The following is a 22,564-nucleotide window of genomic DNA, read 5'->3' as shown; positions in this document are numbered from 1 at the left end:
GATAAAGGGGGCGCGCATGTTGACCGAGGTTCACGTCCCCGACGACGTCTCGGCTGCGGTGAGGCTGCTGGCCGGAGGAGCCACGGCGATCGGCGGTGGGACCTGTGTGCTGCCGTGGCTCAACGACTACGCCTCACCGCCAACCGAGCTCGTCAGCCTGCGCCGCGCGGGGCTGTCGGGCATCCGCCTGCACGGAGACACCGTCGAGATCGGCGCGGCGACCACCCTCGCGCAGGTCGAGCACGACGACCGACTGGAAGACCTCAACGCGGTCGTACGGAGCATCGCCTCGACACCCGTCCGCAACCTGGCCACCGTCGGCGGCAACCTGTTCGCCCGCCAGCCGCACGGCGACCTCGCCGTCGCGCTCGTCGCGCTGGACGCCCGGGTCACGCTCGTCGACGAGACGGGGAGCCGCGAGCTGCCGGTCGAAGAGCTGACCAACGGCGCCGGGCTCGTCACGACCGTCACCTTCGAGCTACCCCGACCTGGCACCTTCAGGTACGTCAAGGCGGCCCGCCGCCGCTACAACTCCGCGTCCCTGGTCACGGTGGCGGCGACCGTCACCGAGGAAGAGGGGACCGTCACCGGCGCCCGGATAGCCCTCGGCGGCGTCGGCCCGCGCGTCATCCGGGCGCACGCCGTCGAGGCGGCCCTGGTGGGTCAAGAACTGACCGCCGACACGGTACGCGCGGCGGGGGAGGCCGGCCGCGGCGAGATCGAGCCGGCCGACGACGCCTACGCCTCCGCGTGGTACCGCACCCGCGTCTTCCCCGTCCACCTCCGCCGAGCCCTGCTCGGCCACTGATAGGGAATCAGACCCATGCCGGTCAGGATCGTCAATCTCAAGGTCAACGGAGTCGACCAGGCCTTCATGGCCAAGCCCGAGACGACGCTGCTGCTCGCCCTGCGGGAACAGCTCGGCCTGACGGGTGCCAAGCGCGGATGCGCACAGGGCGCCTGTGGCTCGTGCACCGTCCTGCTCGACGGCGCGCCCGTGGTCTCGTGCCTCGTGCCGGCCGCCACCGTCGACGGCTCCGCCGTGGCGACCGTGGAGGGCCTGGCCGACGGCCAGGAGCTCAGCGACGTCCAGCAGGCCTTCATCGACGGGTTCGCCACCCAGTGCGGCTTCTGCACGCCCGGCATGATCATGTCGGCCGAGGCCCTGCTGGCCCGCAACCCCGACCCGACCGCCGACGAGGTCAACGAGGCGATCAGCGGCAACGTGTGCCGCTGCACCGGCTACGCGCCGATCGTCAGCGCCATCCTCGACGCGGCCCGGCGCCGCCGCGACCGCGCAGGACAGGAGGCCACCCGCTGATGGCCCGCATCGACAGTGAGTACTTCCGCGACGAGCGCTCGTCGGACTTCACCGTGATCGGCACCGCGGTGCAGCGCTCGGACGTGCTCGGCCACGTCACCGGGCGCACGGAGTTCATGGAGGACCGGACCTTCCCGAACCTGGCCCACCTCAAGATCCACCGCTCGGCGCACCACCACGCGCTGATCACCGACGTCGACTACTCCGAAGCCCTGAAGGTCCCCGGCGTCCTGCGCGTCATCACCTACAAGGACGTTCCGGAGAACTGGTACGGCGTGCTGCGGCTGATCGGCATCGGACCCGACGACGAGCCCGTCCTGGCCGAGGACCGGGTGCTCTACAAGGGCGAGCCGATCGTGGCCGTGGTGGCCGACTCGGAGGCCGCCGCGCTCGAGGGCGCGAGCAAGGTGAAGGTGACCTACACCGAACTGCCAGCCGTCCTCGACGTCGAGGAGGCGATGCTCCCGGAGACGCCGGTCATCAAGCGGGCGGGCACGAACTACTTCGTGTACGAGGGACACCACGCGCGCCGGATCCGCTTCGGCGACGTGGAGGCCGGTTTCGCCGAGGCGGACCACATCTTCGAGTACCGCTACAGCTCGGCCCCGATCGAGCACGCGCCGACCGAGACGACCGGCTGCATCGTCGTGCCGCAGCCCGGCGGGCGGCTGCTGATCCACAGCAACACCCAGGCGGCGTTCTTCACGCTCGACAACACCGCCCTGACGCTCAAGCGGCCGTTCACGGACCTGCAGGTCAAGGGCGGCACCGTCGGCGGCGGCTTCGGCGGCAAGGTCGACGTCATGGTCGAGCCGCTCGCCTGCATCGCCGCCACGATGACGAACCGGCCGGTCAAGTTCGTCTACACCCGCGAGGAGGAGATGCAGGTTTCCTCGCCCCGGGCGGCCGAGCGCATCTACATCAAGGACGGCGTCATGAACGACGGGCGGATCGTCGCCCGCAAGATCATGCTCTATGTGGACGCCGGCGCGTATGCCCGCCACTCGCCCTACGGCGCCACCAAGGCGGCGGCGCACCTGCCCGGCCCGTACACGATCCCGAACGTCTATGCAGACTGCCACTGCGTCTACACCAACCGGACCCCGTCCAGCGCCATGCGCGGTTTCGGGGTCACCATCGCCGACTTCGCCATCGAGTCGCAGATGGACCAGGTGGCCCGCGCCCTGCACATCGACCCGCTGGAGTTCCGGCTGCGCAACGCCTACCGCGACGGTGACGTGAAGGCCCACCGCAAGGTCGCCTCCGGCACCGCCCTGATCGAGGTCATCCAGAGCACCGCGGCGCTCGTCGGGCACGAGCTTCCCGAGGAGTACCGGGCCATGTCGTCGTCCACACCGAGAGGAGCCGGAGCATGACGTTGCTGTACGGCCGCGGCTTCGCCTCCGTCAACTACCCCACGGGGATGAACCTCGGCGGCGACCCGTCGCAGGCGCTGATCCACGCCACCACCATGGGCGGCTTCGTCATCAGCCTGTCCTCCGTGGACCTCGGGCAGGGGCTCAAGACCGTCGTCGCCCAGTGCGCGGCCGAGACGCTGGGCATGCCGATGGAGCAGATCATCGTCGACACCGCCGACACCGACACGGGACCGCACTGCATGGGCACGTTCGCCAGCCGCGGCACCCACCGGGTCGGCAACGCCGTCATCATGGCCGCCCGCGAGGCCCGCGAGGTGATGCTCCAGGTGGCCGCCGACGAGCTCGAGGTCGACGCCGGCGACCTGGAGACCGACGGCTCGGGCTACGTGCGGCTCAAGGGCAGCCCGGCCAAGCAGATCCACATCTCGGACATCGCCCTCGCGGCCCACTTCAAGCAGGGCAAGTCCATCTCCGGGCGCGGGATGTTCCTCAAGGAGCGCAGCTACCCGGTGCCGGAGACCGGCGAGATGGACCCGGACTCGTGCCAGGCACACGCGTGCACGGTGGCCGACGTCGAGGTCGACGACGAGACCGGCGTGGTCACCGTGCTGCGCCTGCACAACACGTACGAGATCGGTCGGGCCCTCAATCCCGCGATGGCCACGCAGCAGGTCGAGGGCGGCGCGTGGATGGGTGTCTCGCACGCCATCTTCGAGTCGACCGAGCCCTACTACCCGGCGTCGCGGGCGCACGGCCCGGTCGACTTCTCGGAATACCTGATGCCCGGCTCCGGTGAGATCCCCGAGCAGACCAGCGTCATCCTGGAGCGCCCGTCGTCCAACGGACCGTTCGGCGCCAAGGGCATCGGCGAGATGACCGCCAACGCCCCGATCCCGGCGATCGCGAACGCCATCTTCGACGCCTGCGGCGTGCGGCTGACCACGATGCCGTTCACCCCCGAGTCGGTCCTCCGCGGACTCGACGCCCTGCGCGACGGAGCCTGATGCTGCTCGACCACGCCGCCCTGAGCCAGCAACTCAAGGACCGCCGCTACTTCGCCGACGAAGGACTGCTGACCGCCGTCCGGCTCGCGGTCGCGCTCGGCCGGCCGTTGCTGCTCGAGGGCGAGCCGGGCGTCGGCAAGACGCGGATCTCGCACGTGCTGGCCGACGCCCTGGGCCGCGAGCTGATCCGGCTCCAGTGCTACGAGGGCATCGACGTCTCGCAGGTGCTCTACGAGTGGGACTACCCCAAGCAGCTGCTGAGCCTGCGGGCCGCGGAGGTCGAGGGCACCCCGGTCGGCGACCTCTACGCGGGCGAGTTCCTGCTCGAACGCCCCCTGCTGCGCGCGCTGCGCAGCGCGGCCGGCGCGGTGCTGCTGATCGACGAGATCGACCGGGCCGACAGCGAGTTCGAGGCGTTCCTGCTGGAGTTCCTCGACACCTTCCAGATCACCATCCCGGAGGTCGGCACCGTCGCGGCGACCGTGCCCCCGCTGGTCGTGCTCACCTCCAACCGCACCCGGGAGCTGCACGACGCACTCAAGCGGCGCTGCCTCTACCACTGGATCCCGTTCCCCGACCCGGAGCGCGAACGGGCCATCGTCGAGGCGCAGACACCCGGGCTCAGCGCGCGGGCGGCCGCCCAGCTCGTGCGGTCGGTCAACGTCATCCGCTCGCTCGGACCGCTCAAGCGGCCCGGGATCGCCGAGGCCATCGCCTGGGCGCAGGGCTCCCTCGCGCTGGCCGACGAAGGTCTGGAGTGGACAGACGCCCTGCGGGCCTCGTTGGGGCTGGTGCTCAAGAACGCCGACGACGGAGCTCTGGTCGCGGCGCACGCGGTCGAGGTGTTCGGCGATGACGACCGCTGAGTTGGTGACCCGGGCCGAAGACCACCTGTTCGGCTTTCTCCGCGGCCTGCACGACGCCGGCCTGCGCGCCCCGGCCAACAAGCAGAGCGAATTCCTCGCTGGCATCGAGGCCCTGGCCCCGTCGACCACCGGCCAGCTCTACTGGATCGGCGCCGCCACGCTGGTGACCTCGGAACCCGAGCGGCACGTGTACGACGAGGTGTTCCGCCGTTTCTTCGGCCTGACGTTCGACGCCTTGACCGTCACCGACGAGCCGGCCGCCGACTCGGACGAGGAGCCGACGGGCATGCCCGGATCGGGCGGGGCCGACGTCGAAGACGTCGTCGCCGACCCGGCCGGCAGCTCCGGACTCGCGGCCAGCACGGTCAGCCTCGACGGCGTGCGGCGGTTCGCGGCCACCACACCGCGCGCCCACGAGCTCATCGGCGAGATCTGCCGTGAGCTGCCGAGAGCCATCCCGAAAACCAGGTCAAGGCGCCGCCGCACCGGTGGCCGCCGGCAACGCGTGGACCTACGCGCGATCTACCTCGAGTCCCGGCGTACCCACGGCGAGATCATGCGGCTGCACTGGCGCCACCGGCCGCCCCAGCCGCGCCGCCTTCTGCTGCTCGTCGACGTGTCCGGTTCGATGAAGCAGCACAGCGCGGACTACCTGCGTTTCGCGTACGCCGTCGTCGCGACCTGTCCCGGTGCCGAGGTCTTCACGTTCGGAACGCGACTGACCCGGGTGACCGGCGCCCTGCGCGCCTCCGATGTGGACACCGCGCTCGCCGCGCTGGCGCAGGTGGTGCTCGACGCCGACGGCGGCACCCTGATCGGCACGAGCCTCACGGCGTTCCTGGACGACCACGCGAACCTGGCCCGCGGCGCCCTCGTGCTCGTCCTGTCCGACGGGCTCGAACGCGGCGACTGCACCGCGATGGCGACGGCCACCCGCCGGCTGTCGCTGCTCGCCGCCCAGCTGTGCTGGTGGTCGCCGCTGGCCCGCGACCCGGCCTACCGGCCGCTGACCCGCGGGATGTCGGCCGTACTCGCCGATCTCGACGCCCTCACCGGGGTAGACGACCTCGATTCCGCGCTGCTCGCGGTGCGGGGGAAGTTCGCGACGACGCAAAGGAGCGCGCATGTCTGAGGATTCGCTCTACGCGGGCGACATCGTCGACTCGCACCACCATGTCTGGCGCCAGGCCGACATGCCGTGGCTGTCCGGGCCGATGGTCCCGCGGATATTCGGACCGTACGAGCCGATCCGGCGCGACTACCTGATCCAGGAGTACCGCGACGACGCCGCCGCGGCGGGCATCAGGACGTCCGTGTACGTGCAGCCGAACTGGCCCCTGGACCGCGTCGTCGACGAGGTGCGCTGGATCGCCGAGCTGAACGAGCGCACCGGCTGGCCGATGGCCATGGTGGGCTGCGCGGACCTGTTCGCGCCGAACGCCGTCGACGTGATGCGGGAACAGCAGGCGCTCAGCCGGCTCGTCGTCGGCACCCGCCTGCAGCTCCACTGGCACGAGCGCCCGGAGTTCCGCTTCGCCTCCGGCCCGGACACGATGAAGGATCCGGTCTTCCGTTCCAACATCGCCGCGTTGGCCGACCTGGGCTGGCTGTTCGAGCTCCAGGTCTTCGCGGGCCAGATGCACGACGCGGCGGCCCTCGTCGCCGACCACCCGGCGGTCACCTTCGTGCTCGTACACGCCGGGATGTTGACCGACCACACCGACCCCGAGGTCGTGGCATCGTGGCGGGCCGGCATGCGTATGTTGGCCGCCCTGCCGAACGTGGTCGTCAAGCTGACGGGCCAGGGCACCTTCGTGCACCGCGTCGACCCGTCCCTGATCCGGTTCGTGGCCGACGAGGTGCTCGACCTGTTCGGCTCGTCGCGCGCGATGTTCGGCACGAACCTGCCGGTCGAGAAGCTGTGGACGACCTCGGCCGAGCTCACGCACGCGTGGAAGCAGGCCCTGCGCCACCGCACCGAGGACGAACAGTTCGACGTCTTCTCCCGTACGGCCCGCCGGGTCTACGGGCTCTGACCCCTGTCGAAGGAAAGGCGACCATGGCCCACTTCATCCTGACGTACGGCTACAACGACACCCCGCTGCGCGCCGAGAAGCGCCCCGACCACCTGGAGCACCTGGCGAAGCTGAAGGCGGACGGCGCGCTGGTGCTGGCGGGCCCCCTGGCCGACCTGAGCGGCGGCATCATCGTGCTGGCCGCCGACGACCTGGCGAGCGCGGAGGCACTGGTCGCGCAGGACCCGTACACGCAGCTCGACGTGACCAAGGACCGCGAGCTGAAGGAATGGAAGATCACGGTCGGTCTCCCGTCCTGACGGCTTCAGTGGGGAAAGGCCCGGGGAGTGCGGTGCGCGCCCCGGGCCTGACTACGCCAGGCCGAACCACGGCCGGCACTCCGCCAGGCCGTCGACGGTCGTCTCGCCGCCATGGCCCCACTGCTCGGCCGTCAACCGCAGGTGTTGGAGCTCCACGAGGCCGCGCCCGGAGGCGTTGAGGCTGACGCCGTTGCCGGTGTAGCCGAGTCTCCGGGAGACGCCGAGCGAGGCGCCGTTGTCGTGGCGGGCGGAGCTGATCGCGGCCAGGGCGCCGAGATGGTCGAAAGCCAACCCCAGGACGGCCATCCGCATGGCCACCCCGACGCCGCGCCCCCGTGCCGAAGGCACGAGCCAGGAGCCGGAGTCGACGGTACGCAGGGTAGGGAAGCCCTCGGCCTCCAGGGCCTGCACGCCGACGACCGCGCCCTGGTATTCGACGGCGAAGTCGAGCTGCCACGATTCGGGCGACCAGGTGCCGAGCGCCCGCCAGTGGTTCTGGTAGACGAGCCGGGCACGGTTGGCGGCGAAGTCCAGCCCCGCCAACATCTCGACGCGCGGGTCGTGCTCGTAGTCGTCGGGCTGCATCGACGCGAGCAACGGCAGGTCGGCCTCGCGCACTGGTCGCAGTCGCACGTCCCGACAGCTCAGGCGAAGGCCGAACAGCGGCCAGTGCGGTTCCGTCACGTCGGCGAGTCTCGCACCGCATCTCCGCTCGCGCACACGGTTTGATCGCGGCGTGCGATCCTGTCGCGGTGTATCCGAGCCGTACTACCCAGACGTGGGGCATTCTGCTGATCGTCGCCGCGGTCGTCGTTCCGGGCGGGTTCCTGTTCATGACCTCCGACCTGATCCCGGACCAGAACCCCACTGCTGAGATGCAGGCCGAGGCCGCCGCTGCCAACCGCAACCTGGTCATCGCCGGCGTCGTCGGGGTGCTCCTGTTGGTCGGCGGTGTGGTCCAGCTGGTTCGCGCGGCTCGGATGGCTCGCGACGAATAGCCCGCTCAGAGCTCCGTGAAGCTCCGCGACGTCGGGCGGCCGTTCTCGTACGGCATCACCCCGTGGAACTGGCGGGGGTGGTCCGCGAAGACGTACGGGAGGAACGCCCGGTCGCCCTCCCACATCGGGACCTGACCGGCCAGCACGTCGGAGATCGGGGTCCAGACCAGCGTGCCCTCCGGGTTCGCGGTCAGTGGCGTGCCGCTCCACGTCGGCACGCGGAACACGCCCACGAACCAGGCCTCGCCCGCCCGGCCGAAGCCTGGCCAGGACATCGTGCCGGCCAGTTCGAGCTCATCGCAGTCGATGCCGGCCTCCTCGCGGATCTCCCGGCGCATGCCGCCGGCCAGGTCCTCGTCCGGCTCCAGCTTGCCGCCCAACCCGTTGTACTTGCCGAAGTGGTGATCATCCCGGCGGGCGTCGCGGTGGATCAGGAGGACCCGGTCGCGGTCCGGTGACAGCACGTAGCCGAGGGTGGCGAGGATGGCCTGCACGACGTAGAACGTAGCCGTGTCACATCCTGGGCCGCGGCGGTGCTACCCAGGTGTGGACGTTGAAGCGGTGCTGGTCGGGCGGAAGGGCGGCGTAGTGGTTTCCATGCCCCGAGCCGTTCGGGCCGACCTCGAACAGGTGTTCCGTTCCGCGTACCCCCGGGTCGTCGCCGTCGCGGCCCGGGTGCTCGGGTCGCGGAGCGAGGCCGAAGACGTCGCCCAGGAGGTGTTCCTGACCTTCGGTCGGTCGGCCGTGCCGGCCGCCGAGGCGCTCGGCTGGCTGTCCGTCGCCGCCGCGCACACCGCGCTCAACCACCTGCGGTCGGGCCGGCGGCGGGCGGCGCGCGAGGCCGCGGTCCGCGACGGCGCGACCTCCGTGCCGGATGTCGCGGACGCGGTGGTCACCCTCGACGAGCGTCGCCGGGTACGCGCGGCGCTGGCCCGACTGCCTCGCAAGCAGGCGGTGGCCCTCGTCCTGCGGCACAGCGGGCTCAGCTACGCCGAGGTCGCGGCCGCCCTCGATCTTTCGCCCGGCAGCGTCGGCACCACCGTGCGGCGCGCCGAGATCGCCCTTCGGGAGGAGTTGAACCGTCATGCGCCATCCGAATGACGGCACGCTGCGCCGGCTCCTGGACGAGCCGGCCGGGGTCGCCGACGCCGACCGCGCCCACGTCGCCGACTGCGAGCGGTGCAAGGCCGGGCTCGCCGCCGCCCAGCGGGACGCGGCCGCCGCGAGCGCCGCGCTCGACACGGAGGTGACCGTGGACGTCGACGCCGGCTGGCAACGGCTCTCCACCGCCCCCGCGACCCGGGTGCGACCATCAAGACCCGCCCGCCGTTGGCGGCTGCGCAGCCCGGTGGTCGCCGCCATCGGGGTCGCCGTCGTGCTGGCCGGGGCCAGCGCCGCGGCCGCCGGCGACTGGCTCGAGATCTTCCGCACCGAGCGCATCGCGCCGGTCACCGCGCCCGAGGCCGACCTGATCAAGATGCCGGAGCTCGACGAGTTCGGCGAGCTCACGCCGATCGAGCCGGTCGAGATCCGCCAGGTCGCCGACGCGGCCGCCGCGGCCCAGGCCACGGGACTGACCGTGCCCCAGGTGACCGACCTGCCGAAGGGGGTCAGCGGCCAGCCGACCTACCACGTGGGGGCGCGGGCGAGCGCGCTGTTCACCTACTCGGCCGAGCGCGCGGAGCAGACGGCCCGCGCCAAGGGGCACACCCTGCCGCCACCGCCGCCGGGTCTGGACGGCAGCCAGTTCCGGCTGACCGCCGGCCCCGGCCTGGCCGCGATGTGGTCGGAGGGCCGCCCGACGCCCGGGCTCGTCGTGGTCCGGGCGGTCACGCCGACGGCGTACTCGACCGGGGTGCCGTTCGGCACGGCCCGCGACTATCTGCTGTCCCTGCCCATCCTGCCGGCGAACGTCGCCGCGCAGCTGAAGAACTTCTCCGCGGAGGGTACGACCTTGCCACTGTTCATGTCGGTCGAGCACATGAAGAGCACGGCCACCGACGTCGGGGGAGTGCCGGCGACCCTGCTCACGTCGCGGGACCGCACGATGGCGGCGGTGCTCTGGCTCAACGGCAACGTCGTCACCGCCGTGGCCGGCCCGCTGAGCGGCGACGAGGTGCTCGCGGTGGCCCGCGGGCTGGGTGCCCGATGAGCGCCGCACCCAGCGCCGAGGAGGTCCTCGCCGACCTGCCGCCGACCGCCGCCGTGTGGTGTTCGGGCCTGCGCAAGCGCTACCGGAAGCGGACCGCCGTCGACGACGTGTCGTTCACGGTCGGCCGGGGCGAGGTGCTCGGGCTGCTCGGCCCGAACGGCGCCGGCAAGACCACGGTGATCAAAATGCTGCTGGGGCTGGTCCGGCCGGACGCGGGGGAGGTGCTGCTGCTCGGCCGGCCCTCCCGCGACCCGCGCTCCCGGGCCAAGGTCGGCTACCTGCCGGAGCTGTTCCGCTACCAGCCCTGGCTGACCGCCGCCGAGGTGCTCGACCTGCACGTCCGGCTCGCCGGCGCCTCCGTGCCCGCCGCCGAACGCCGCGAATGCCTCGCTCTGGTCGGCCTGGCCGACCGGACCGGCGACCGGGTCGGCGGCTTCTCCAAGGGCATGCAGCAGCGCCTCGGGCTGGCCGTGGCGCTGGTGGCCCGGCCGGAGTTCGTCGTGCTCGACGAGCCGACCAGCGCCCTGGACCCGATCGGCCGGGCCGACGTGCGGGACCTGCTGCTCTCGCTGCGGTCGCGGGGCGTCGCCGTGCTGCTCAACTCGCACCTGATCGGCGAGGTGGAGCGGGTCTGCGACCGCGTCGTCATCCTCGACAATGGCAAGATCGCCGCTGAGGGCACGCTCACCGAGCTGCTCGGGCAGCGCGAGCTGCGGCTGCGGCTCGACAAGGTCGACGACGCCGCGTCGGCGCGGCTCGCTGCCACCGGCACGCTCACCCGCGACGGCGACCTGTTCACGGTCGCGCTGCCCGCCGACCCGGACTCCGGCACCGTGCCGGACCTCGTCGCCGACCTCGTCGAGCTCGGGGTGCGGGTGCACGCCGTGGAGCCGGGGCGGATCAGCCTCGAGGAGCGGCTGCTCGACATCCTTCGTACCGGCACCGAGGAGCACCGATGATCGTCCTGACCATGGCCGCCCTCACCCTGCGGGAGGCGGCCCGCCGCAAGGTGCTGCGGGCCCTCGCGGTGATGACGTTCGTGTTGCTGGGCCTGAGCGCCTGGGGCTTCCACCAGATGAACGCCGAGTTCGGCGGGCTCACCAGCGGCGAGGCGCGGCTGGCCGCGTCCATCGTGCTCAACCTGGTGATGTTCGGGCTGAGCCTGATCGCCGCGCTCGGCACCGCGTTCCTGGCCGGCCCGACCCTGGCCGGCGAGATCGAGTCGGGCGCCTCCCTGGCCATGCTGGCCCGCCCGGTCCGGCGGTCCTCGGTGCTGGTCGGCAAGTGGCTGGGCCTCGCGGTCTTCGGCTGTGGCTTCGTCGCCGTGGCCGGGCTGGCCCAGCTTCTGATCGTGTGGATCACCATGGACTACTGGCCGCCGGCGCCGGCGACCGGGTTGGCGTTGCTCGCCGCCGAGACCACCGCGTTGCTCACCCTCGGGCTGCTGCTGTCCAGCGTCATCTCGCCGATGGCGTCGGGCATCGTCGCGGTCGGCCTGTTCGGCGCGACCTGGATCGCCGGCGTGGTCGGCTGGGTCGGCCACTCCCTCAACAACGCGAGCGTGGAGCGGATCGGCGAGGTGTCCCGGGTCCTGCTGCCGACCGACGGGCTGTGGCGCGGGGCCATGAACGCCTTCCAGGACCCGACGCTGCTGATGAGCCTCGGCCCCGGCATGAAGGGGCATCCGTTCATGAGCGACGCGTCGGTCACGTGGACCTACCTCGCGTGGACGACCCTCTGGGTCGCCCTGGTGCTGGGCCTGGCCGGGCTTGCGTTCCGCCGGCGGGATCTGTGACGTCGCGCCAATCCGCTGCTCGCGCCGCGCCGAATACGGGTTAGGCGCGACGCAGCCGGCTCGCAGCCCCCGACGGGATTGCGAGGCGGACGATGATCGCGCACCGCTTCAACCGCTGCCTGGCCACGGTGGGAATGGTGGTCGGCCTGGCCTTCGCCGCGCTGGACGCCCGGGCCGCGCAGGGTCTGCACGTGTTGCAGCTCAACCTGTGCAACAGCGGCTGGGCCGGCTGCTACACCGGGCGGGCGGTCGCCGAAGCGGCACACGTGATCGCCGCCGAACGACCGGACGTGGTGACGCTCAACGAGATCTGCCGCTCCGACGTCGACACGCTCGCCCGGGCGCTGGGCCGCGGCGCCGCGGTCTCGTTCCAGCCAGCCATCGATCGGCGGGTGGGCGACCCGATCCAGTGCCGGGACGGTGAGCCGTACGGGATCGGCCTGCTGGTCCGCCGCGCCGACGACGGGCTCGGGCACGGTGACACGTACCCGATCCAGGATCCGGTCGGTCCGGAAGGTCGGGCCTGGCTGTGCGCTCCGGCCGCGCGGGGGTTCGTCGCCTGCACCACGCACCTGGTCAGCACCAGCCCGCTGATCGCGCTGGCCCAGTGCCGCCACTTCTTCACCACGGTGGCGGCCGGTTTCCCGGGCCCGGTCGTCGTGGGCGGCGACTTCAACCTCGGCAACCTCACGACGTGCCTACCGGGGTCCTATGAGGACGGATCGGACGGCGGCCTCCAACACGTTGCCGTCACGGGTGCGCCGGGCCAGGCCCGCCGAAGCATCATCGACATGGCGGGTACGACGGACCACCCGGCGCTGTCGGTCACGCTGCCGGCCTAGTACGCGCCCATCTCCTGGGCGAGCAGGACCCTCACCTCGTCCTCCCGGAGCCGCAGGCTGTCGGCGAACGGGTTGTAGCTGCCGATGCTCTTGGCGATCCAGTCGGTGCGAACCGACTCGTGGATGTGGTCGAAGTGGCCCGCGGCGTCGAACGGCTTCCAGTCGGTGCGCACGCCGTAGCTCTTGCCCTGCCAGATCAGGTACTTCGTCCACGGCCGGCGGCCGGCCTTGCAGTCCTCGATCCAGCGCGGGAACAGCGCGTCGCAGTCGAGGCCGCCCGTGTCGTCCATGTAGTCGATGGCGCACACCACATAGCCCCCGGGTCGCTTGGGCAGCGGGTCAGGCCATTGGTCGGTGGAGTAAGGCGTGTGGTCCTTCGGCGTCGCGGCTTCCAGGTGTGCCGCGTCGCACTGGATCCCGCCCATCGTGAGCGTCAGCACGGGTACGCCGACCACGGTGTTCGGGTGCGCCGCTTTGAGTAGGACCTTGGTCTCGGCGATGGGACGGGCATCTCGCCACGGTCGACCATCTTGGACCCATTTGTGAAATGCGCTGCTGGCCATGAGACCCCCCGGTTCTGCCAGGCCAATGCCGGCCGGATCGACGTCGCCTGATCCGCCGTTCTCACTAATCCCAATGAGGGACAGCTGCGTCGCATTCGAATTTATCAAGAAAGGGGCCGACTAATCTGGCCCGATGGCCGACTCACTAGCCGCGCCCGCCCCACGCCGGTCCCGCGCCCGGCGGGCCCCAGCGGCCACCCCGCCGCCGGTCGCGCTCTTCCTGCCCGGCATTCGGAAGTCGCCGCGAAACTCGGCAGCCCGGGTGGCCGAGCTCATCGCGATCAAGGCCAGCAAAGGTCCCGGCACGTACGTCGCCCAGGAGCTTTCGAGCCCCAGCAAGCACCTGTCCGAGGGCCGGCGCGTCGTGGACGCCGACGGCGGCGCGGTCCTCGACCTCTTCACGGTCGACTACCACGCGGCCCTGGGCCTCCCCGACGTCGCCGGTACCCGCATCGCTCCGACCATCCGCCGTTTCGGGCTCGCGCTCGCCCATCTGGTCGGCGCCGTGCTCATGCTGTTGTCGGCGGGCAAGCGGGCCAAGTCCACTGTGGCCAAGTTCCAGCTCGTCCTCGGCCTGGGCGCGGTGTTCCTGTTGATGCTGTCCGCGGTGTTCACCGGGCTGGCGATCCTGGTCGCGCTCGGGCTGTGGACCGAGCCCGCCGTCCCGGACACCGCCGCCGACGCGGTCGCCCTCGGTGGGACCGCGCTGACCACCTGGATGTTCTTCAGCGTGCGCCCGGCGGTCGCCCGCGGTGCCAAGCTGCTCGAGCAGGTCCTCGCGTATGCCCAGGACGAGCGGCACGCCGCCGGCGTCACCGGGCTCGTCGACAGCGCCATCGACGACCTCCTGGAGCAGGATCCGGGCCGCAAGGTGTACGTCGTCGGCTACAGCATCGGCGCCCTGATCGCGATGGACTTCGCCTTCCCACGCCGGTCGTTGGCCCAGCCGCTGGACGCGCGGCACCGCGACGCGATCGCCGGCCTGGTCACCGTCGCCTGCCCGCTCGACTTCGTGCGGCTCTACTTCCCGACGTACGCGGACGACCGGCAGGAACGCGTGCCCGGCCTGCCGTGGACGAACATCTACATCCCGGCCGACATCCTCGCGTCGAACATGGTCGACGGCGACGACTACGCGTACGCCCCGGCGGAGCAGAGCCCGGACGTCGTGACCGTCGCCGGTGTGCGACCCGTGTGCCGGCGCTACACCAGCCAGACGCTGACGTACCGCAACGTCTGGACCCGCACCGGCCTGCTGACCCACGGCGGCTACTGGGACGAGCCCGAGCGGGAGAACTGCCTGCACCTCGTCATGCGCCAGATCTGCCCGGAGACGCTCGCCGACGCCACGGCCGAGCCCGCCACCGCCACCGGCGGCTGGCGCCGCTGACCCGTGGGGCACGATCCCCACATGGCGTACGACGGCTTGGCCTACACCTCGACCCCGGGCGACCGGGCCGCACGGCTGCGGACGGATCCCGACTGGGTCGCCGAGCGGTTGCGCGCCGGCGACACCCGGATCATCCCGATGTGGCGGGGCCGGCCGCTGCTGACGGCGGGCGGCCAGCCGGCGACGCTGACCGCTGTCGGGGATGCGCACCAGACGGCCCTGCTGAGCGTGGACGGCCCGACGGCGGTCTTCGCCGCCGACCTCAGCGACGTCGAGGAGGCCGAGGCGGTGCGCCTCGCCGCCGCGCACTCCAGCACCGACCTGCGCGCGCTGGCCACGACCCTGCCCGGACCGGTGCTGGCGACGCTGGCGTACGCGCGAGGTCTGCTGCACTGGAACCGCCAGACCCGATTCTGCGGATCGTGCGGCGGGCCGACCGACAGCCGGCACGCCGGCCACCTCCGGCTCTGCCGCGGCTGCGGGCGCGAGCTGTTCCCCCGGATCGAGCCCGCGGTGATCGTGCTCGTCGAGCGCGGGGACCGGTGCCTGCTCGCCCGCCACCACGGCGCCGGCCCGGACGGCTTCTCCCTGCTGGCCGGCTTCGTAGAGATCGGCGAGAGCCTGGAAGGCGCGGTGCGCCGCGAACTCGCGGAAGAGGCCGGCGTCACGGTGGGCGCGGTGGCGTATCAGGGCTCGCAGGGCTGGCCGTTCCCGGCGGGCCTCATGGTCGGCTTCGTCGCGACCGCCACCTCGGACGCTGTCACGGTCGACGGCGCCGAACTGGTCGAGGCCCGCTGGTTCACCCGCGCCGAGATCGTGGCGCGCATCGTCGACGGCCCGGGCTCAGGCCCGGTCGACTCGATCGGCGGCCACCTGTTGCGCTCCTGGGCCGGCCTGTGTGCGCCCGCGTCAGCCGACCAGCAGTGACCGGTGCTGTCGCCAGAGCCACGCCAGATACTCGCGCAGCTCGGCGGGCGTGGCCAGGAAACCGCGGTCCGCGTACGTGAGGATGCGGTCGACCTCGCCCGGGATGAGCTCGTACGCGGTCGCACCGGTCTCCGGCACCCGTGCGCCCGGCGCGATCGCGGCCGGCACCGGGATCAGCGGGATGCGGACGCCGTCGTCGCTCATCGCCCGCAGGACCGTGAGATAGACCCGGAGCAGGTGGTACGCCGAGACGGTGACCGCGAGGCTCGTGATGCCCAGGGCCCGCACCCGCTCGACGATCCAGGCGGCCTGCAAACCGGTGTTCGGCGCCGCCTCGGCCTGGATGTCGACGCCGTCGACGCGGGTCAGCCCGAGGCCGCGCAGGTAGTCGACGGTGAGCTCGGCATAGGTCGCCTCCGCCGGGTTCCCGTTGGCCACCAACAGGGTGCGCAGCCGCGGATTGCTCTCCCAAAGACGGATCGCGTGGGTGAGCCGCCACTCCTCACCCTGCCCGGTGGCCACGACCAGCGCGTCGACCCGGTCGGCCGCGGCCTGCGGCAATGACAGCACCACCGTGAGCGCGTCCACCACCTCGAGCAGCCGCCCGGCGGGGAAGCGGTCGACGCCGCTGAGGACGCGGGGCGCCGCACCGTGGAAAACCATTCACACTCCTGATCTTGGCCCCACCAGCCTAATAGGCCGGCAGCGGCTCACGCCGCCGCAACCACGCCGCCGGCACGGTGACGTGCGTCGCGACGATGCCGCCGACGATGGCCGCGGTGGTGTCGACGTCCCCGCCGGCCTCGACGCAGGCCGTGATCGCGGCGGGATAGTCGTCCAGGTGCGTGGCGGCGACCCACAGCGTGAACGGGACCGTGTCGAAGGCCAGCACCCGCGAACCGTTGCCCAACTCGTACGCGGCCTCCGCGACGCTGACACCGAGCAGCCCCCGGGCGCGGACGATGCCGGACCGGACGCGGCTCTCGGCGAGGTGGTCGAGGACGACGTCGAGCAGCTCGGTGGAGGAGGAACGATGTGCGGACGCGGCGACCGCGACGGCGACGGCACCGAGGACCGCCTCGGGGTGGGCGTGCGTGACCTCGGCCGAGAGCATGGCCTGCAGGGCGGCGGTGCGGTGGTCACCGGCGTAGAACGCGCCGAGCGGCGCCACCCGCATGGCCGCTCCGTTGCCCATGGACCCGTTGCCGTCGAACGCGGCCCGGGCGGCGACGCGCCAGGGCACGCCCTCGCGGATCTGGCGCAACAGGACCACGGCGCCGCCGCCGTAGCCGCGGTACGGCTCGAACCGCTCGGCGAAGCGCGCGGCCAGCCGGTCCTGGTCGATGGCGCCGTGCGCGCGGAGCTCGTCGACGACGGAGCAGGCCATCTCGGTGTCGTCCGTCCACGGCCAGGGCGCGTCGGGCAGGTCTCCGGCGCGCAGCGCCGCCAGGCTGGTGCCGGGAACGAAGAACTGGGCGCCGAGCGCGTCGCCGACGGACAGGCCGTCCAGGCTGTCGTGGCAGAGGTCGAGCATGGTCATGTGGGGCCTATTGTGCCCCGACGTCGATCAACTGGCGACCCAGGCCCGGAAGCCCTCTCGCCAGCTCGGGTAGCGCGGCTCCCAGTCGAGCTCGGCCCGGGCCTTCGCGTTCGAGCAGCCGCGGGCCTCGGTCATCTGGGTGACGATGAACTCGCCGGCGAGGACCCGGCCCAGCCAGGCTGGCAGCCGCATCGGTGGCTTCGCGCCGGTGAGCTCCGCCAGGTACGGCAGCCACTCCGCGACCGGTGCCGGCTCGTCGTCGGCGACGTTGTAGACGCCGGGCGCGCCGCGTTCGACCGCCGCCCGGGTCGCGGCCGCGCCGTCGCTGGTCTCGATGAACGACCAGACGCCCGTGCCGCCGCCGACGACCGGCATCTGGCGCTTGCGGACCGCGGCCAGCATCGGGTCCGTGGTGGGGTCGCCACCGTAGAACGTGCCGTAGCGCAGCACGATGCCCTCCGGCACCGCCTGCGGCACGGTCGTGTCCACGTAGCGGATCGCGGCCATCGCCTGTGCCGCCGACGGGACCGGTCGCGCGTCGAGGTCGTCCTCCTCGGTCTTGACCGGGCCGCCGGAGCGCGCGTAGACGAAGTTGTGGCCCTGCGCGACGACGCGGCGGGTGCCGGCGCGCTCGGCGGCGGCCAGCAGGTTGTCGGTGCCCCGGGTACGCAGCTCGTTGGTCGCCGCGAACTCCTGGTCGAGCTTGCGGAGGTTGTGCGCGTTCGCCAGGGCGGTCATCTGGTGCACGATCACGTCCGGCGCGGCGGCCAGCACGGCCGTGATCACCGCTTCGCGGTCGAGCCCGTCGACGACCACCGGCTCCGCGCCCTGGGCTCGCAGACCGTCGACCTTCGCCGGCGTACGCGTGGTCGCGGTGACCTGGTGTCCGGCGTCGACCAGCCCCGGCACGAGGTGCCGGCCCAACGCTCCGGTCGCTCCGGTGACGAAGACTCGCATGTCCGTCGTCTTCCCGTGAGACAGCGGGTCAACCCGGCGTTTTATGCGTTGTTTGTCGGGTTTTCTGCCGGACGACCGGTGAGCTCCATGACCGCGTCGGAGGTCCGCTCCCACCGGTTCTGCCGGATGGCCGCGAACATCGAGCTGTAGGCGTAGACCCACCACGGCTCCTCGCCCAGCCGCGTCAGCGTCGCCGCGAACTCGGCAGAGGTGGTGTCGGCATACGAGTATCCGGCGGCCTCCGCGATCTTCGCGACCGGCAGGCTCTCCGGCCCGGTCACGTCGTGGTGCCGGTTGGTGGGCCCCCGCAGGGCCAGTGCGGCCAGGCACCGCGCGACGTCGCTGCGGGCGACCAGCGAGACCCGGGCGTCGCCGGCCGGCAGCGCGACGGAGTCGGTGCCGGCGCTGGCCTGGCGCAGCAGGCTGTGGAAGAACTCGGTGTAGAGGCCGGCCCGGACGATCGAGTACGGGATGTCGCCGGCCCGCAGGAGCCGCTCGGTGTCGCCGTTGGTGAAGGCGTAGCAGAACGGCGAGTCGAGATCCACGTCCAGGCCGCTGAGGAGCACGACGTGCGCGACGCCGCTGGCCGCGGCGGCCGCGAGGACGTTGCGGTGGTGCACGATGACGCGGGCGGCCTCGCCGTCGCTGGACACGAACACCAGCTTTCGGACGCCGTCGAGCGCCGCAAGAAGTGCGGCCGGGTCGTCGTAGGGCGCGCTGCGGCTGGACAGCGCCACCACCTCGTGGCCACCCGACGCGGACAGCAGCCGCACCACCTCGCCACCGACGTTGCCCGTGCCACCCGTGACCGCGATTCTCATCCGTACAGGTCTACCAGGCGGTCGCGCCGCCCTCGACGGCGTAGTTCGCGCCGGTGATGAAGCCGGCCCGGTCGGAGGCCAGGAAGACCGCGAGCTCTACGACTTCCTCCGGCCGCGCGAACCGCTTGAGCAGCGTCTTGGCGGTGATCGCGTCCCGGGCCACCTGGTTGTCGCCCAGGTCGCGGTCGGCGGCCGGGGTCAGCGTCGGCCCGGGGCTGATCGTCACCGCCCGGATGCCGACCTTGGCGCCCTCCAGGGCGAGCTGCCGCGTCATGCCGATGATGCCGGCGTTCGCCGCACAGTGCCCGACCATGGGCGGGTTCTCGCCGGCGATCATGCCGGCCATCGACGCGGCGTTGATGATCACGCCACCGCCGCGCTTCGTCAGGTGGGGCCAGGCGTACTTCGACACGAAGAACGGGATGTCCAGCTCGCCGGCGATCGTGAAGCGCCAGTCCTCGACCGAGTAGTCGGGCATCGGGCCGAAGCGCAGCGCCGCCGCGTTGTTGTAGACCACGTCCAGCCCGCCGTACGCCCCGGCGGCCTGCTCCACGAACCGGTCCACCTGCCCGGGGTCGGTCAGGTCGACCGGTGCGACGCCGGTCATCTGGCCGCCGGTGTGCCGGACCTGCTCGACCGTCTCGTCGTTGCCGGCGACGTTGAGGTCGCAGCCCACCACCTTCGCGCCCTCGCGGGAGAAGGCCAGCGCCGCCACGCGCCCGAGCCCGCTGCCCGTACCGGTGATCAGCACAACCTTCTCGTCGAGCGTGGTCATCGTGGTGCTCACCTCGTTCCTCCCGACCACGCTACGCCGGCCGTGCGCCGCTCCGGTTCGAACGCGTGTTTCCGTGGCTGCCGGGGCAGGACGGGCGTCCGGGACTGGTCCTTTTTGGACCGATCAGCCCATCGATAATGGGCCGCGCGGTTTGGGTGCACCGCGTACGCTCTGTCATCTACCGTGGGGCGGCTTGGGGGGCATGATGTTCGAACGGTTGGGGCGGTTCGTCGTCTACAAGCGATGGTGGGTGATCGTCGCCTGGCTGGCGGCCGCCGCCGCGTCCATCGCGTTCGCGCCGTCCCTGGTCACCACGTCCGACCAGGCCAACTTCCTGCCGAGCAGCTACGAGTCGATCCGCGCGACCGAGATCGCCCAGGGCGCGTTCGGCGAGTCCGACGGCGCCACCGCGACGATCGTGGTCAAGCGGTCCGACGGCGGTGAGCTGACCGCGGCCGACCAGGCCACCGTCGGCCGGCTGGCCGAGGCGATCTCCGGGGCCGGCATCGCGAAGGTCACCGGTGCCGTCACCGCACCGCAGGCGGTCTCGCCCAACCGGCTCGTCCAGCTCGTCACCGTGGGCCTCGGCGACAACCCGCAGGATCCGACGCTCACCGCGGCCATCAAGGAGATCCGCACCGCCAGCGACCCGGTGCTCGCCGGCACCGGCCTCGAACGCCTGGTCACCGGCGACATCGCGATGTACGCCGACAACGAGGACGCGTTCAACAACGCGCTGGTGATCGTCGGCGCGGCCACCCTGATCCTGATCGTCGTGCTGCTGCTGATCATCTACCGCAGCCCGCTCGCGGCGATCCTGCCGCTGATCACCGTCGGCATCGTCACCGTGGTCTCCACCGGGTTGATCGCGACGATGGCCGACGTGTTCGGCATGGACGCCGACCCGTCGATCGAGATCATTCTGACCATCGTGTTGTACGGCGTCGGCACCGACTACATCCTGTTCCTGCTCTTCCGGTTCCGGGAGCGGCTGCGTGCCGGCGACCAGACCAAGCCGGCCCTGGTCACCTCGGTGCACCGGGTCGGCGAGGTGATCGCGTCCGCCGCCGGCGCCATCGTGATCGCGTTCCTGGCCCTGCTGCTCGCCGTCTTCGGTGCCTTCCGCAGCCTCGGCCCGGCCCTCGCCATCGCGGTCGTGGTGATGGGCCTGGCCGCGGTCACGCTCGTCCCGGCCATCGTGTCGCTCTTCGGCACCGCGGTCTTCTGGCCGTCGAAGAGCTGGAAGCGCACCCCGAAGGGCACCACCTTCCAGCGGCTCGGTCGGTTCACCGGTCGCCGGCCCGCGGTCGTCGCGCTGGTCTCCGGCGGGTTGATGGTCGCGCTCGCGGCCGGCGCGCTGTTCATGAAGACCGACTACGACCAGAACGCGCAGCTACCCGGCGGCACCGAGTCGGCCGAGGGCTACGAGGCGCTGCAGGCCGGCTTCCCGGCCGGCGCGCTGGCCCCGACCCAGGTCATCCTCCAGGCCGACGGCGACGGCCGGATCGACGCTTCGTCGCTGCCGGCGGTCGCCGATCGGCTGCGGGCGGTGCCGGGCGTCGGCAGCATCATGCAAGGTCCCGACGGCAGCCCGGCGACGGTGAGCCAGGACGGTTCGGTGGCGCGGTTCGACCTGCTGCTGGCCGGCAGTCCGTACTCGAACGAGGCCCTCGCCCTCGCCGGTGGCGAGCTGCGCGACATCGCGCACGCGGCGGCGCCGCCGGGCACCCGGGCCTACGTCGGCGGGCTGAGCTCCGTCTTCGCCGACATCAAGGACGCCAACGACCGCGACCTGCGGGTCATCTTCCCGGTCGCGGGCCTGCTGATCGCGGTGATCCTCGCGCTGTTGCTACGCAGCCTGGTCGCGCCGGTCTACCTGATCGTCGCGGTGGTCCTGGGCTTCTTCTCGACGCTCGGCGCGACCGTGATCGTCTTCCAGGGCATCGCCGACCGGCCCGGCCTGTCGTTCTCGCTGCCGATCATCCTCTATCTGTTCGTGGTCGCCATCGGCACCGACTACAACATCCTGATGATCGCGCGACTACGCGAGGAGGCGCGGCTCGGCCACGATCCGCGCACCGCGGCCGACCTCGCCGTCGAGCACGCCGGCCCGTCCGTCGGCGCGGCCGGCCTGATCCTGGCGGGCACGTTCGCCTCGATGCTGCTGGCCGGCGTCTCGTTCCTGATGGAGATGGGCTTCTCGGTCTCGGTCGGCATCCTGATCGCGGCGTTCGTGATGGCGATGTTCCTGGTGCCCAGCGTGACCGCGCTGGTAGGCCGCCGCGCCTGGTGGCCAGGCCACGGCGACACGGCCCCACCCGTGGCGGAGCCTGAGCGGGCACCTGAGGAGACGGTGCTCGCGGATCGGCCCTGACCCATGAAGGCGCCGATGTGACGCATTGACAACGGTCTCCGAACCTGGGACACATGTCAGGTCCATCGGCGCCTTCTAGGAAAGAAAGGCTGTATCCGACATGAACTTCCTCTTCGCCATCATTATCGGCGTGGTCATCGGGCTGGCGGGCGGCTTCGCCCTGCGGGGCCGGCAGCCCAACGCCGTGTGGCTCGCACCCGCGCTCGCCGTGGCCGGCGCGCTGGTCGCGGCATTGCTGGCGCTGCTGTTCGGCGACGACCGCGACTACGGCTGGAAAGAAATAACGCTACAGATCCTCCTGGCCATCGTCGGCGTGGCCGTCACGTACTTCCTGGGCACCCGCAAGCCTTCGCCCACGCCAACCGCGTGAAGCGATGACGGCCCGAGCGATCGGGCTGCCATCCTCCGTTCCCAAGCCCACGCCGTCCGGCGCGAAGACTACAGTGGACCGATCTGGGTAATAGGCCGGCATCGGCGAATCATCGCTGGTAGAACGGAAGTGGGCGCTGCGGGACTGGTACCGAT

At 71.7% G+C, this 22,564-nt stretch carries 26 protein-coding genes; 18 read left to right on the top strand and 8 right to left on the bottom strand.

Annotated features, from left to right (window positions below):
• The first annotated feature begins 16 nt into the window (after positions 1-16).
• The 8 genes from CHC05_RS03270 to CHC05_RS03235 are packed head-to-tail and all read left to right on the top strand — an operon-like array spanning position 17 to position 6,905.
• Positions 17-808, top strand: a complete 792-nt coding sequence (locus CHC05_RS03270) for an FAD binding domain-containing protein (RefSeq protein ID WP_089244439.1) — start codon at positions 17-19, stop codon at positions 806-808.
• A gap of 15 nt (positions 809-823) precedes the next feature.
• The gene (locus tag CHC05_RS03265) at positions 824-1,321 is read left to right on the top strand and encodes a (2Fe-2S)-binding protein (protein ID WP_089244437.1); all 498 of its coding nucleotides are present in this window, start codon (positions 824-826) and stop codon (positions 1,319-1,321) included.
• Complete coding sequence (locus CHC05_RS42980; protein ID WP_089244435.1) at positions 1,321-2,697, top strand: xanthine dehydrogenase family protein molybdopterin-binding subunit; 1,377 nt, start codon at positions 1,321-1,323, stop codon at positions 2,695-2,697. Before CHC05_RS03265 ends, CHC05_RS42980 begins: the two co-directional genes overlap by 1 nt.
• Positions 2,694-3,704, top strand: coding sequence for a xanthine dehydrogenase family protein molybdopterin-binding subunit (locus tag CHC05_RS42975; protein WP_089244433.1), 1,011 nt, complete (start codon positions 2,694-2,696; stop codon positions 3,702-3,704). The genes CHC05_RS42980 and CHC05_RS42975 overlap by 4 nt, the downstream gene beginning before the upstream one ends.
• Positions 3,704-4,570, top strand: coding sequence for an AAA family ATPase (locus CHC05_RS03250; protein WP_089244431.1), 867 nt, complete (start codon positions 3,704-3,706; stop codon positions 4,568-4,570). Before CHC05_RS42975 ends, CHC05_RS03250 begins: the two co-directional genes overlap by 1 nt.
• A complete protein-coding gene (locus CHC05_RS03245; protein ID WP_089244429.1) occupies positions 4,557-5,702 on the top strand; it encodes a vWA domain-containing protein in 1,146 nt (381 codons plus the stop codon). The genes CHC05_RS03250 and CHC05_RS03245 overlap by 14 nt, the downstream gene beginning before the upstream one ends.
• Complete coding sequence (locus CHC05_RS03240; protein WP_089244426.1) at positions 5,695-6,606, top strand: amidohydrolase family protein; 912 nt, start codon at positions 5,695-5,697, stop codon at positions 6,604-6,606. The genes CHC05_RS03245 and CHC05_RS03240 overlap by 8 nt, the downstream gene beginning before the upstream one ends.
• Positions 6,607-6,629: 23 nt before the next feature.
• The gene (locus tag CHC05_RS03235; protein ID WP_089244424.1) at positions 6,630-6,905 is read left to right on the top strand and encodes a YciI family protein; all 276 of its coding nucleotides are present in this window, start codon (positions 6,630-6,632) and stop codon (positions 6,903-6,905) included.
• A 51-nt stretch (positions 6,906-6,956) separates the two neighbouring features.
• Here the strand turns inward: CHC05_RS03235 and CHC05_RS03230 are convergent, their stop codons facing one another.
• Positions 6,957-7,538 (bottom strand): GNAT family N-acetyltransferase, encoded by a 582-nt coding sequence (locus tag CHC05_RS03230; protein ID WP_179266028.1) that lies wholly within the window; start codon positions 7,536-7,538, stop codon positions 6,957-6,959.
• A 119-nt stretch (positions 7,539-7,657) separates the two neighbouring features.
• Here CHC05_RS03230 and CHC05_RS03225 point away from each other — a divergent pair, with 119 nt between their 5' ends.
• Entirely contained in the window at positions 7,658-7,903 is a 246-nt protein-coding gene (locus CHC05_RS03225; protein WP_089244420.1) for a hypothetical protein, read from the top strand.
• Positions 7,904-7,908: 5 nt separating this feature from the next.
• Here the strand turns inward: CHC05_RS03225 and CHC05_RS03220 are convergent, their stop codons facing one another.
• Positions 7,909-8,397 (bottom strand): NUDIX hydrolase, encoded by a 489-nt coding sequence (locus CHC05_RS03220; RefSeq protein ID WP_089244418.1) that lies wholly within the window; start codon positions 8,395-8,397, stop codon positions 7,909-7,911.
• A 103-nt stretch (positions 8,398-8,500) separates the two neighbouring features.
• On the opposite strand from CHC05_RS03220, the gene CHC05_RS03215 reads away from it, so the two are divergent.
• From CHC05_RS03215 to CHC05_RS03195, 5 genes are all read left to right on the top strand, one after another.
• A complete protein-coding gene (locus CHC05_RS03215) occupies positions 8,501-9,004 on the top strand; it encodes a sigma-70 family RNA polymerase sigma factor (RefSeq protein ID WP_089244416.1) in 504 nt (167 codons plus the stop codon).
• On the top strand, positions 8,988-10,055 hold the full coding sequence (locus tag CHC05_RS03210) for a hypothetical protein (protein ID WP_089244414.1): 1,068 nt from the start codon (positions 8,988-8,990) through the stop codon (positions 10,053-10,055). The genes CHC05_RS03215 and CHC05_RS03210 overlap by 17 nt, the downstream gene beginning before the upstream one ends.
• A complete protein-coding gene (locus CHC05_RS03205) occupies positions 10,052-11,014 on the top strand; it encodes an ABC transporter ATP-binding protein (protein ID WP_089244412.1) in 963 nt (320 codons plus the stop codon). Before CHC05_RS03210 ends, CHC05_RS03205 begins: the two co-directional genes overlap by 4 nt.
• The gene (locus CHC05_RS03200; protein ID WP_089244410.1) at positions 11,011-11,850 is read left to right on the top strand and encodes an ABC transporter permease; all 840 of its coding nucleotides are present in this window, start codon (positions 11,011-11,013) and stop codon (positions 11,848-11,850) included. The genes CHC05_RS03205 and CHC05_RS03200 overlap by 4 nt, the downstream gene beginning before the upstream one ends.
• A 92-nt stretch (positions 11,851-11,942) precedes the next feature.
• Complete coding sequence (locus CHC05_RS03195) at positions 11,943-12,692, top strand: endonuclease/exonuclease/phosphatase family protein (RefSeq protein WP_089244408.1); 750 nt, start codon at positions 11,943-11,945, stop codon at positions 12,690-12,692.
• On the opposite strand, the gene CHC05_RS03190 is transcribed toward CHC05_RS03195, so the two are convergent.
• Entirely contained in the window at positions 12,689-13,147 is a 459-nt protein-coding gene (locus tag CHC05_RS03190) for a hypothetical protein (protein WP_089244406.1), read from the bottom strand. The genes CHC05_RS03195 and CHC05_RS03190 overlap by 4 nt on opposite strands.
• A 241-nt stretch (positions 13,148-13,388) precedes the next feature.
• Here CHC05_RS03190 and CHC05_RS03185 point away from each other — a divergent pair, with 241 nt between their 5' ends.
• Both CHC05_RS03185 and nudC read left to right on the top strand, forming a co-directional pair.
• Positions 13,389-14,645: an alpha/beta hydrolase gene (locus tag CHC05_RS03185; RefSeq protein WP_144022457.1), complete on the top strand. Its 1,257-nt coding sequence runs from the start codon at positions 13,389-13,391 to the stop codon at positions 14,643-14,645.
• Between the two features lie 21 nt (positions 14,646-14,666).
• A complete protein-coding gene (nudC, locus tag CHC05_RS03180) occupies positions 14,667-15,572 on the top strand; it encodes an NAD(+) diphosphatase (RefSeq protein ID WP_089244402.1) in 906 nt (301 codons plus the stop codon).
• Here the strand turns inward: nudC and CHC05_RS03175 are convergent.
• From CHC05_RS03175 to CHC05_RS03155, 5 genes are read right to left on the bottom strand one after another with little or no spacing between them, the layout of a single operon-like run.
• Complete coding sequence (locus CHC05_RS03175; RefSeq protein ID WP_089244400.1) at positions 15,555-16,235, bottom strand: ElyC/SanA/YdcF family protein; 681 nt, start codon at positions 16,233-16,235, stop codon at positions 15,555-15,557. The genes nudC and CHC05_RS03175 overlap by 18 nt on opposite strands.
• A gap of 28 nt (positions 16,236-16,263) precedes the next feature.
• A complete protein-coding gene (locus CHC05_RS03170) occupies positions 16,264-17,112 on the bottom strand; it encodes an ADP-ribosylglycohydrolase family protein (RefSeq protein ID WP_089244398.1) in 849 nt (282 codons plus the stop codon).
• Positions 17,113-17,139: 27 nt separating this feature from the next.
• Positions 17,140-18,069, bottom strand: a complete 930-nt coding sequence (locus tag CHC05_RS03165; RefSeq protein WP_089244396.1) for an NAD-dependent epimerase/dehydratase family protein — start codon at positions 18,067-18,069, stop codon at positions 17,140-17,142.
• A 41-nt stretch (positions 18,070-18,110) separates the two neighbouring features.
• On the bottom strand, positions 18,111-18,890 hold the full coding sequence (locus tag CHC05_RS03160) for an NAD(P)H-binding protein (RefSeq protein WP_089244394.1): 780 nt from the start codon (positions 18,888-18,890) through the stop codon (positions 18,111-18,113).
• Between the two features lie 10 nt (positions 18,891-18,900).
• Positions 18,901-19,677 (bottom strand): SDR family NAD(P)-dependent oxidoreductase, encoded by a 777-nt coding sequence (locus CHC05_RS03155; protein ID WP_245870632.1) that lies wholly within the window; start codon positions 19,675-19,677, stop codon positions 18,901-18,903.
• Positions 19,678-19,867: 190 nt separating this feature from the next.
• On the opposite strand from CHC05_RS03155, the gene CHC05_RS03150 reads away from it, so the two are divergent.
• Together CHC05_RS03150 and CHC05_RS03145 are read left to right on the top strand one after the other, a co-directional pair.
• Positions 19,868-22,039: an MMPL family transporter gene (locus CHC05_RS03150; protein ID WP_245870644.1), complete on the top strand. Its 2,172-nt coding sequence runs from the start codon at positions 19,868-19,870 to the stop codon at positions 22,037-22,039.
• Positions 22,040-22,139: 100 nt separating this feature from the next.
• Entirely contained in the window at positions 22,140-22,409 is a 270-nt protein-coding gene (locus CHC05_RS03145) for a hypothetical protein (protein ID WP_089244392.1), read from the top strand.
• The last annotated feature ends 155 nt before the right edge of the window (positions 22,410-22,564 follow it).

It is taken from the genome of Asanoa hainanensis, assembly GCF_900188485.1.
Taxonomy (GTDB): Bacteria; Actinomycetota; Actinomycetes; order Mycobacteriales; family Micromonosporaceae; genus Asanoa; species Asanoa hainanensis.
This window is presented reverse-complemented; position numbering and strand designations above follow the sequence as displayed.

What these genes read in the sequence shown, in the direction of transcription:
- CHC05_RS03200 (WP_089244410.1), top strand. Translation starts at nt 11,011, where the DNA reads ATGATCGTCCTGACCATGGCCGCCCTCACCCTGCGGGAGGCGGCCCGC.
- CHC05_RS03205 (WP_089244412.1), top strand. Translation starts at nt 10,052, where the DNA reads ATGAGCGCCGCACCCAGCGCCGAGGAGGTCCTCGCCGACCTGCCGCCG.
- CHC05_RS03160 (WP_089244394.1), bottom strand. Translation starts at nt 18,890, where the DNA reads ATGAGAATCGCGGTCACGGGTGGCACGGGCAACGTCGGTGGCGAGGTG.
- CHC05_RS03245 (WP_089244429.1), top strand. Translation starts at nt 4,557, where the DNA reads ATGACGACCGCTGAGTTGGTGACCCGGGCCGAAGACCACCTGTTCGGC.
- CHC05_RS03240 (WP_089244426.1), top strand. Translation starts at nt 5,695, where the DNA reads ATGTCTGAGGATTCGCTCTACGCGGGCGACATCGTCGACTCGCACCAC.
- CHC05_RS03145 (WP_089244392.1), top strand. Translation starts at nt 22,140, where the DNA reads ATGAACTTCCTCTTCGCCATCATTATCGGCGTGGTCATCGGGCTGGCG.
- CHC05_RS03195 (WP_089244408.1), top strand. Translation starts at nt 11,943, where the DNA reads ATGATCGCGCACCGCTTCAACCGCTGCCTGGCCACGGTGGGAATGGTG.
- CHC05_RS03185 (WP_144022457.1), top strand. Translation starts at nt 13,389, where the DNA reads ATGGCCGACTCACTAGCCGCGCCCGCCCCACGCCGGTCCCGCGCCCGG.
- CHC05_RS03215 (WP_089244416.1), top strand. Translation starts at nt 8,501, where the DNA reads ATGCCCCGAGCCGTTCGGGCCGACCTCGAACAGGTGTTCCGTTCCGCG.
- CHC05_RS03270 (WP_089244439.1), top strand. Translation starts at nt 17, where the DNA reads ATGTTGACCGAGGTTCACGTCCCCGACGACGTCTCGGCTGCGGTGAGG.
- CHC05_RS03170 (WP_089244398.1), bottom strand. Translation starts at nt 17,112, where the DNA reads ATGACCATGCTCGACCTCTGCCACGACAGCCTGGACGGCCTGTCCGTC.
- CHC05_RS03175 (WP_089244400.1), bottom strand. Translation starts at nt 16,235, where the DNA reads ATGGTTTTCCACGGTGCGGCGCCCCGCGTCCTCAGCGGCGTCGACCGC.
- CHC05_RS03150 (WP_245870644.1), top strand. Translation starts at nt 19,868, where the DNA reads ATGATGTTCGAACGGTTGGGGCGGTTCGTCGTCTACAAGCGATGGTGG.
- CHC05_RS03165 (WP_089244396.1), bottom strand. Translation starts at nt 18,069, where the DNA reads ATGCGAGTCTTCGTCACCGGAGCGACCGGAGCGTTGGGCCGGCACCTC.
- CHC05_RS42980 (WP_089244435.1), top strand. Translation starts at nt 1,321, where the DNA reads ATGGCCCGCATCGACAGTGAGTACTTCCGCGACGAGCGCTCGTCGGAC.
- CHC05_RS03250 (WP_089244431.1), top strand. Translation starts at nt 3,704, where the DNA reads ATGCTGCTCGACCACGCCGCCCTGAGCCAGCAACTCAAGGACCGCCGC.
- CHC05_RS03265 (WP_089244437.1), top strand. Translation starts at nt 824, where the DNA reads ATGCCGGTCAGGATCGTCAATCTCAAGGTCAACGGAGTCGACCAGGCC.
- CHC05_RS42975 (WP_089244433.1), top strand. Translation starts at nt 2,694, where the DNA reads ATGACGTTGCTGTACGGCCGCGGCTTCGCCTCCGTCAACTACCCCACG.
- CHC05_RS03210 (WP_089244414.1), top strand. Translation starts at nt 8,988, where the DNA reads ATGCGCCATCCGAATGACGGCACGCTGCGCCGGCTCCTGGACGAGCCG.
- nudC (WP_089244402.1), top strand. Translation starts at nt 14,667, where the DNA reads ATGGCGTACGACGGCTTGGCCTACACCTCGACCCCGGGCGACCGGGCC.
- CHC05_RS03235 (WP_089244424.1), top strand. Translation starts at nt 6,630, where the DNA reads ATGGCCCACTTCATCCTGACGTACGGCTACAACGACACCCCGCTGCGC.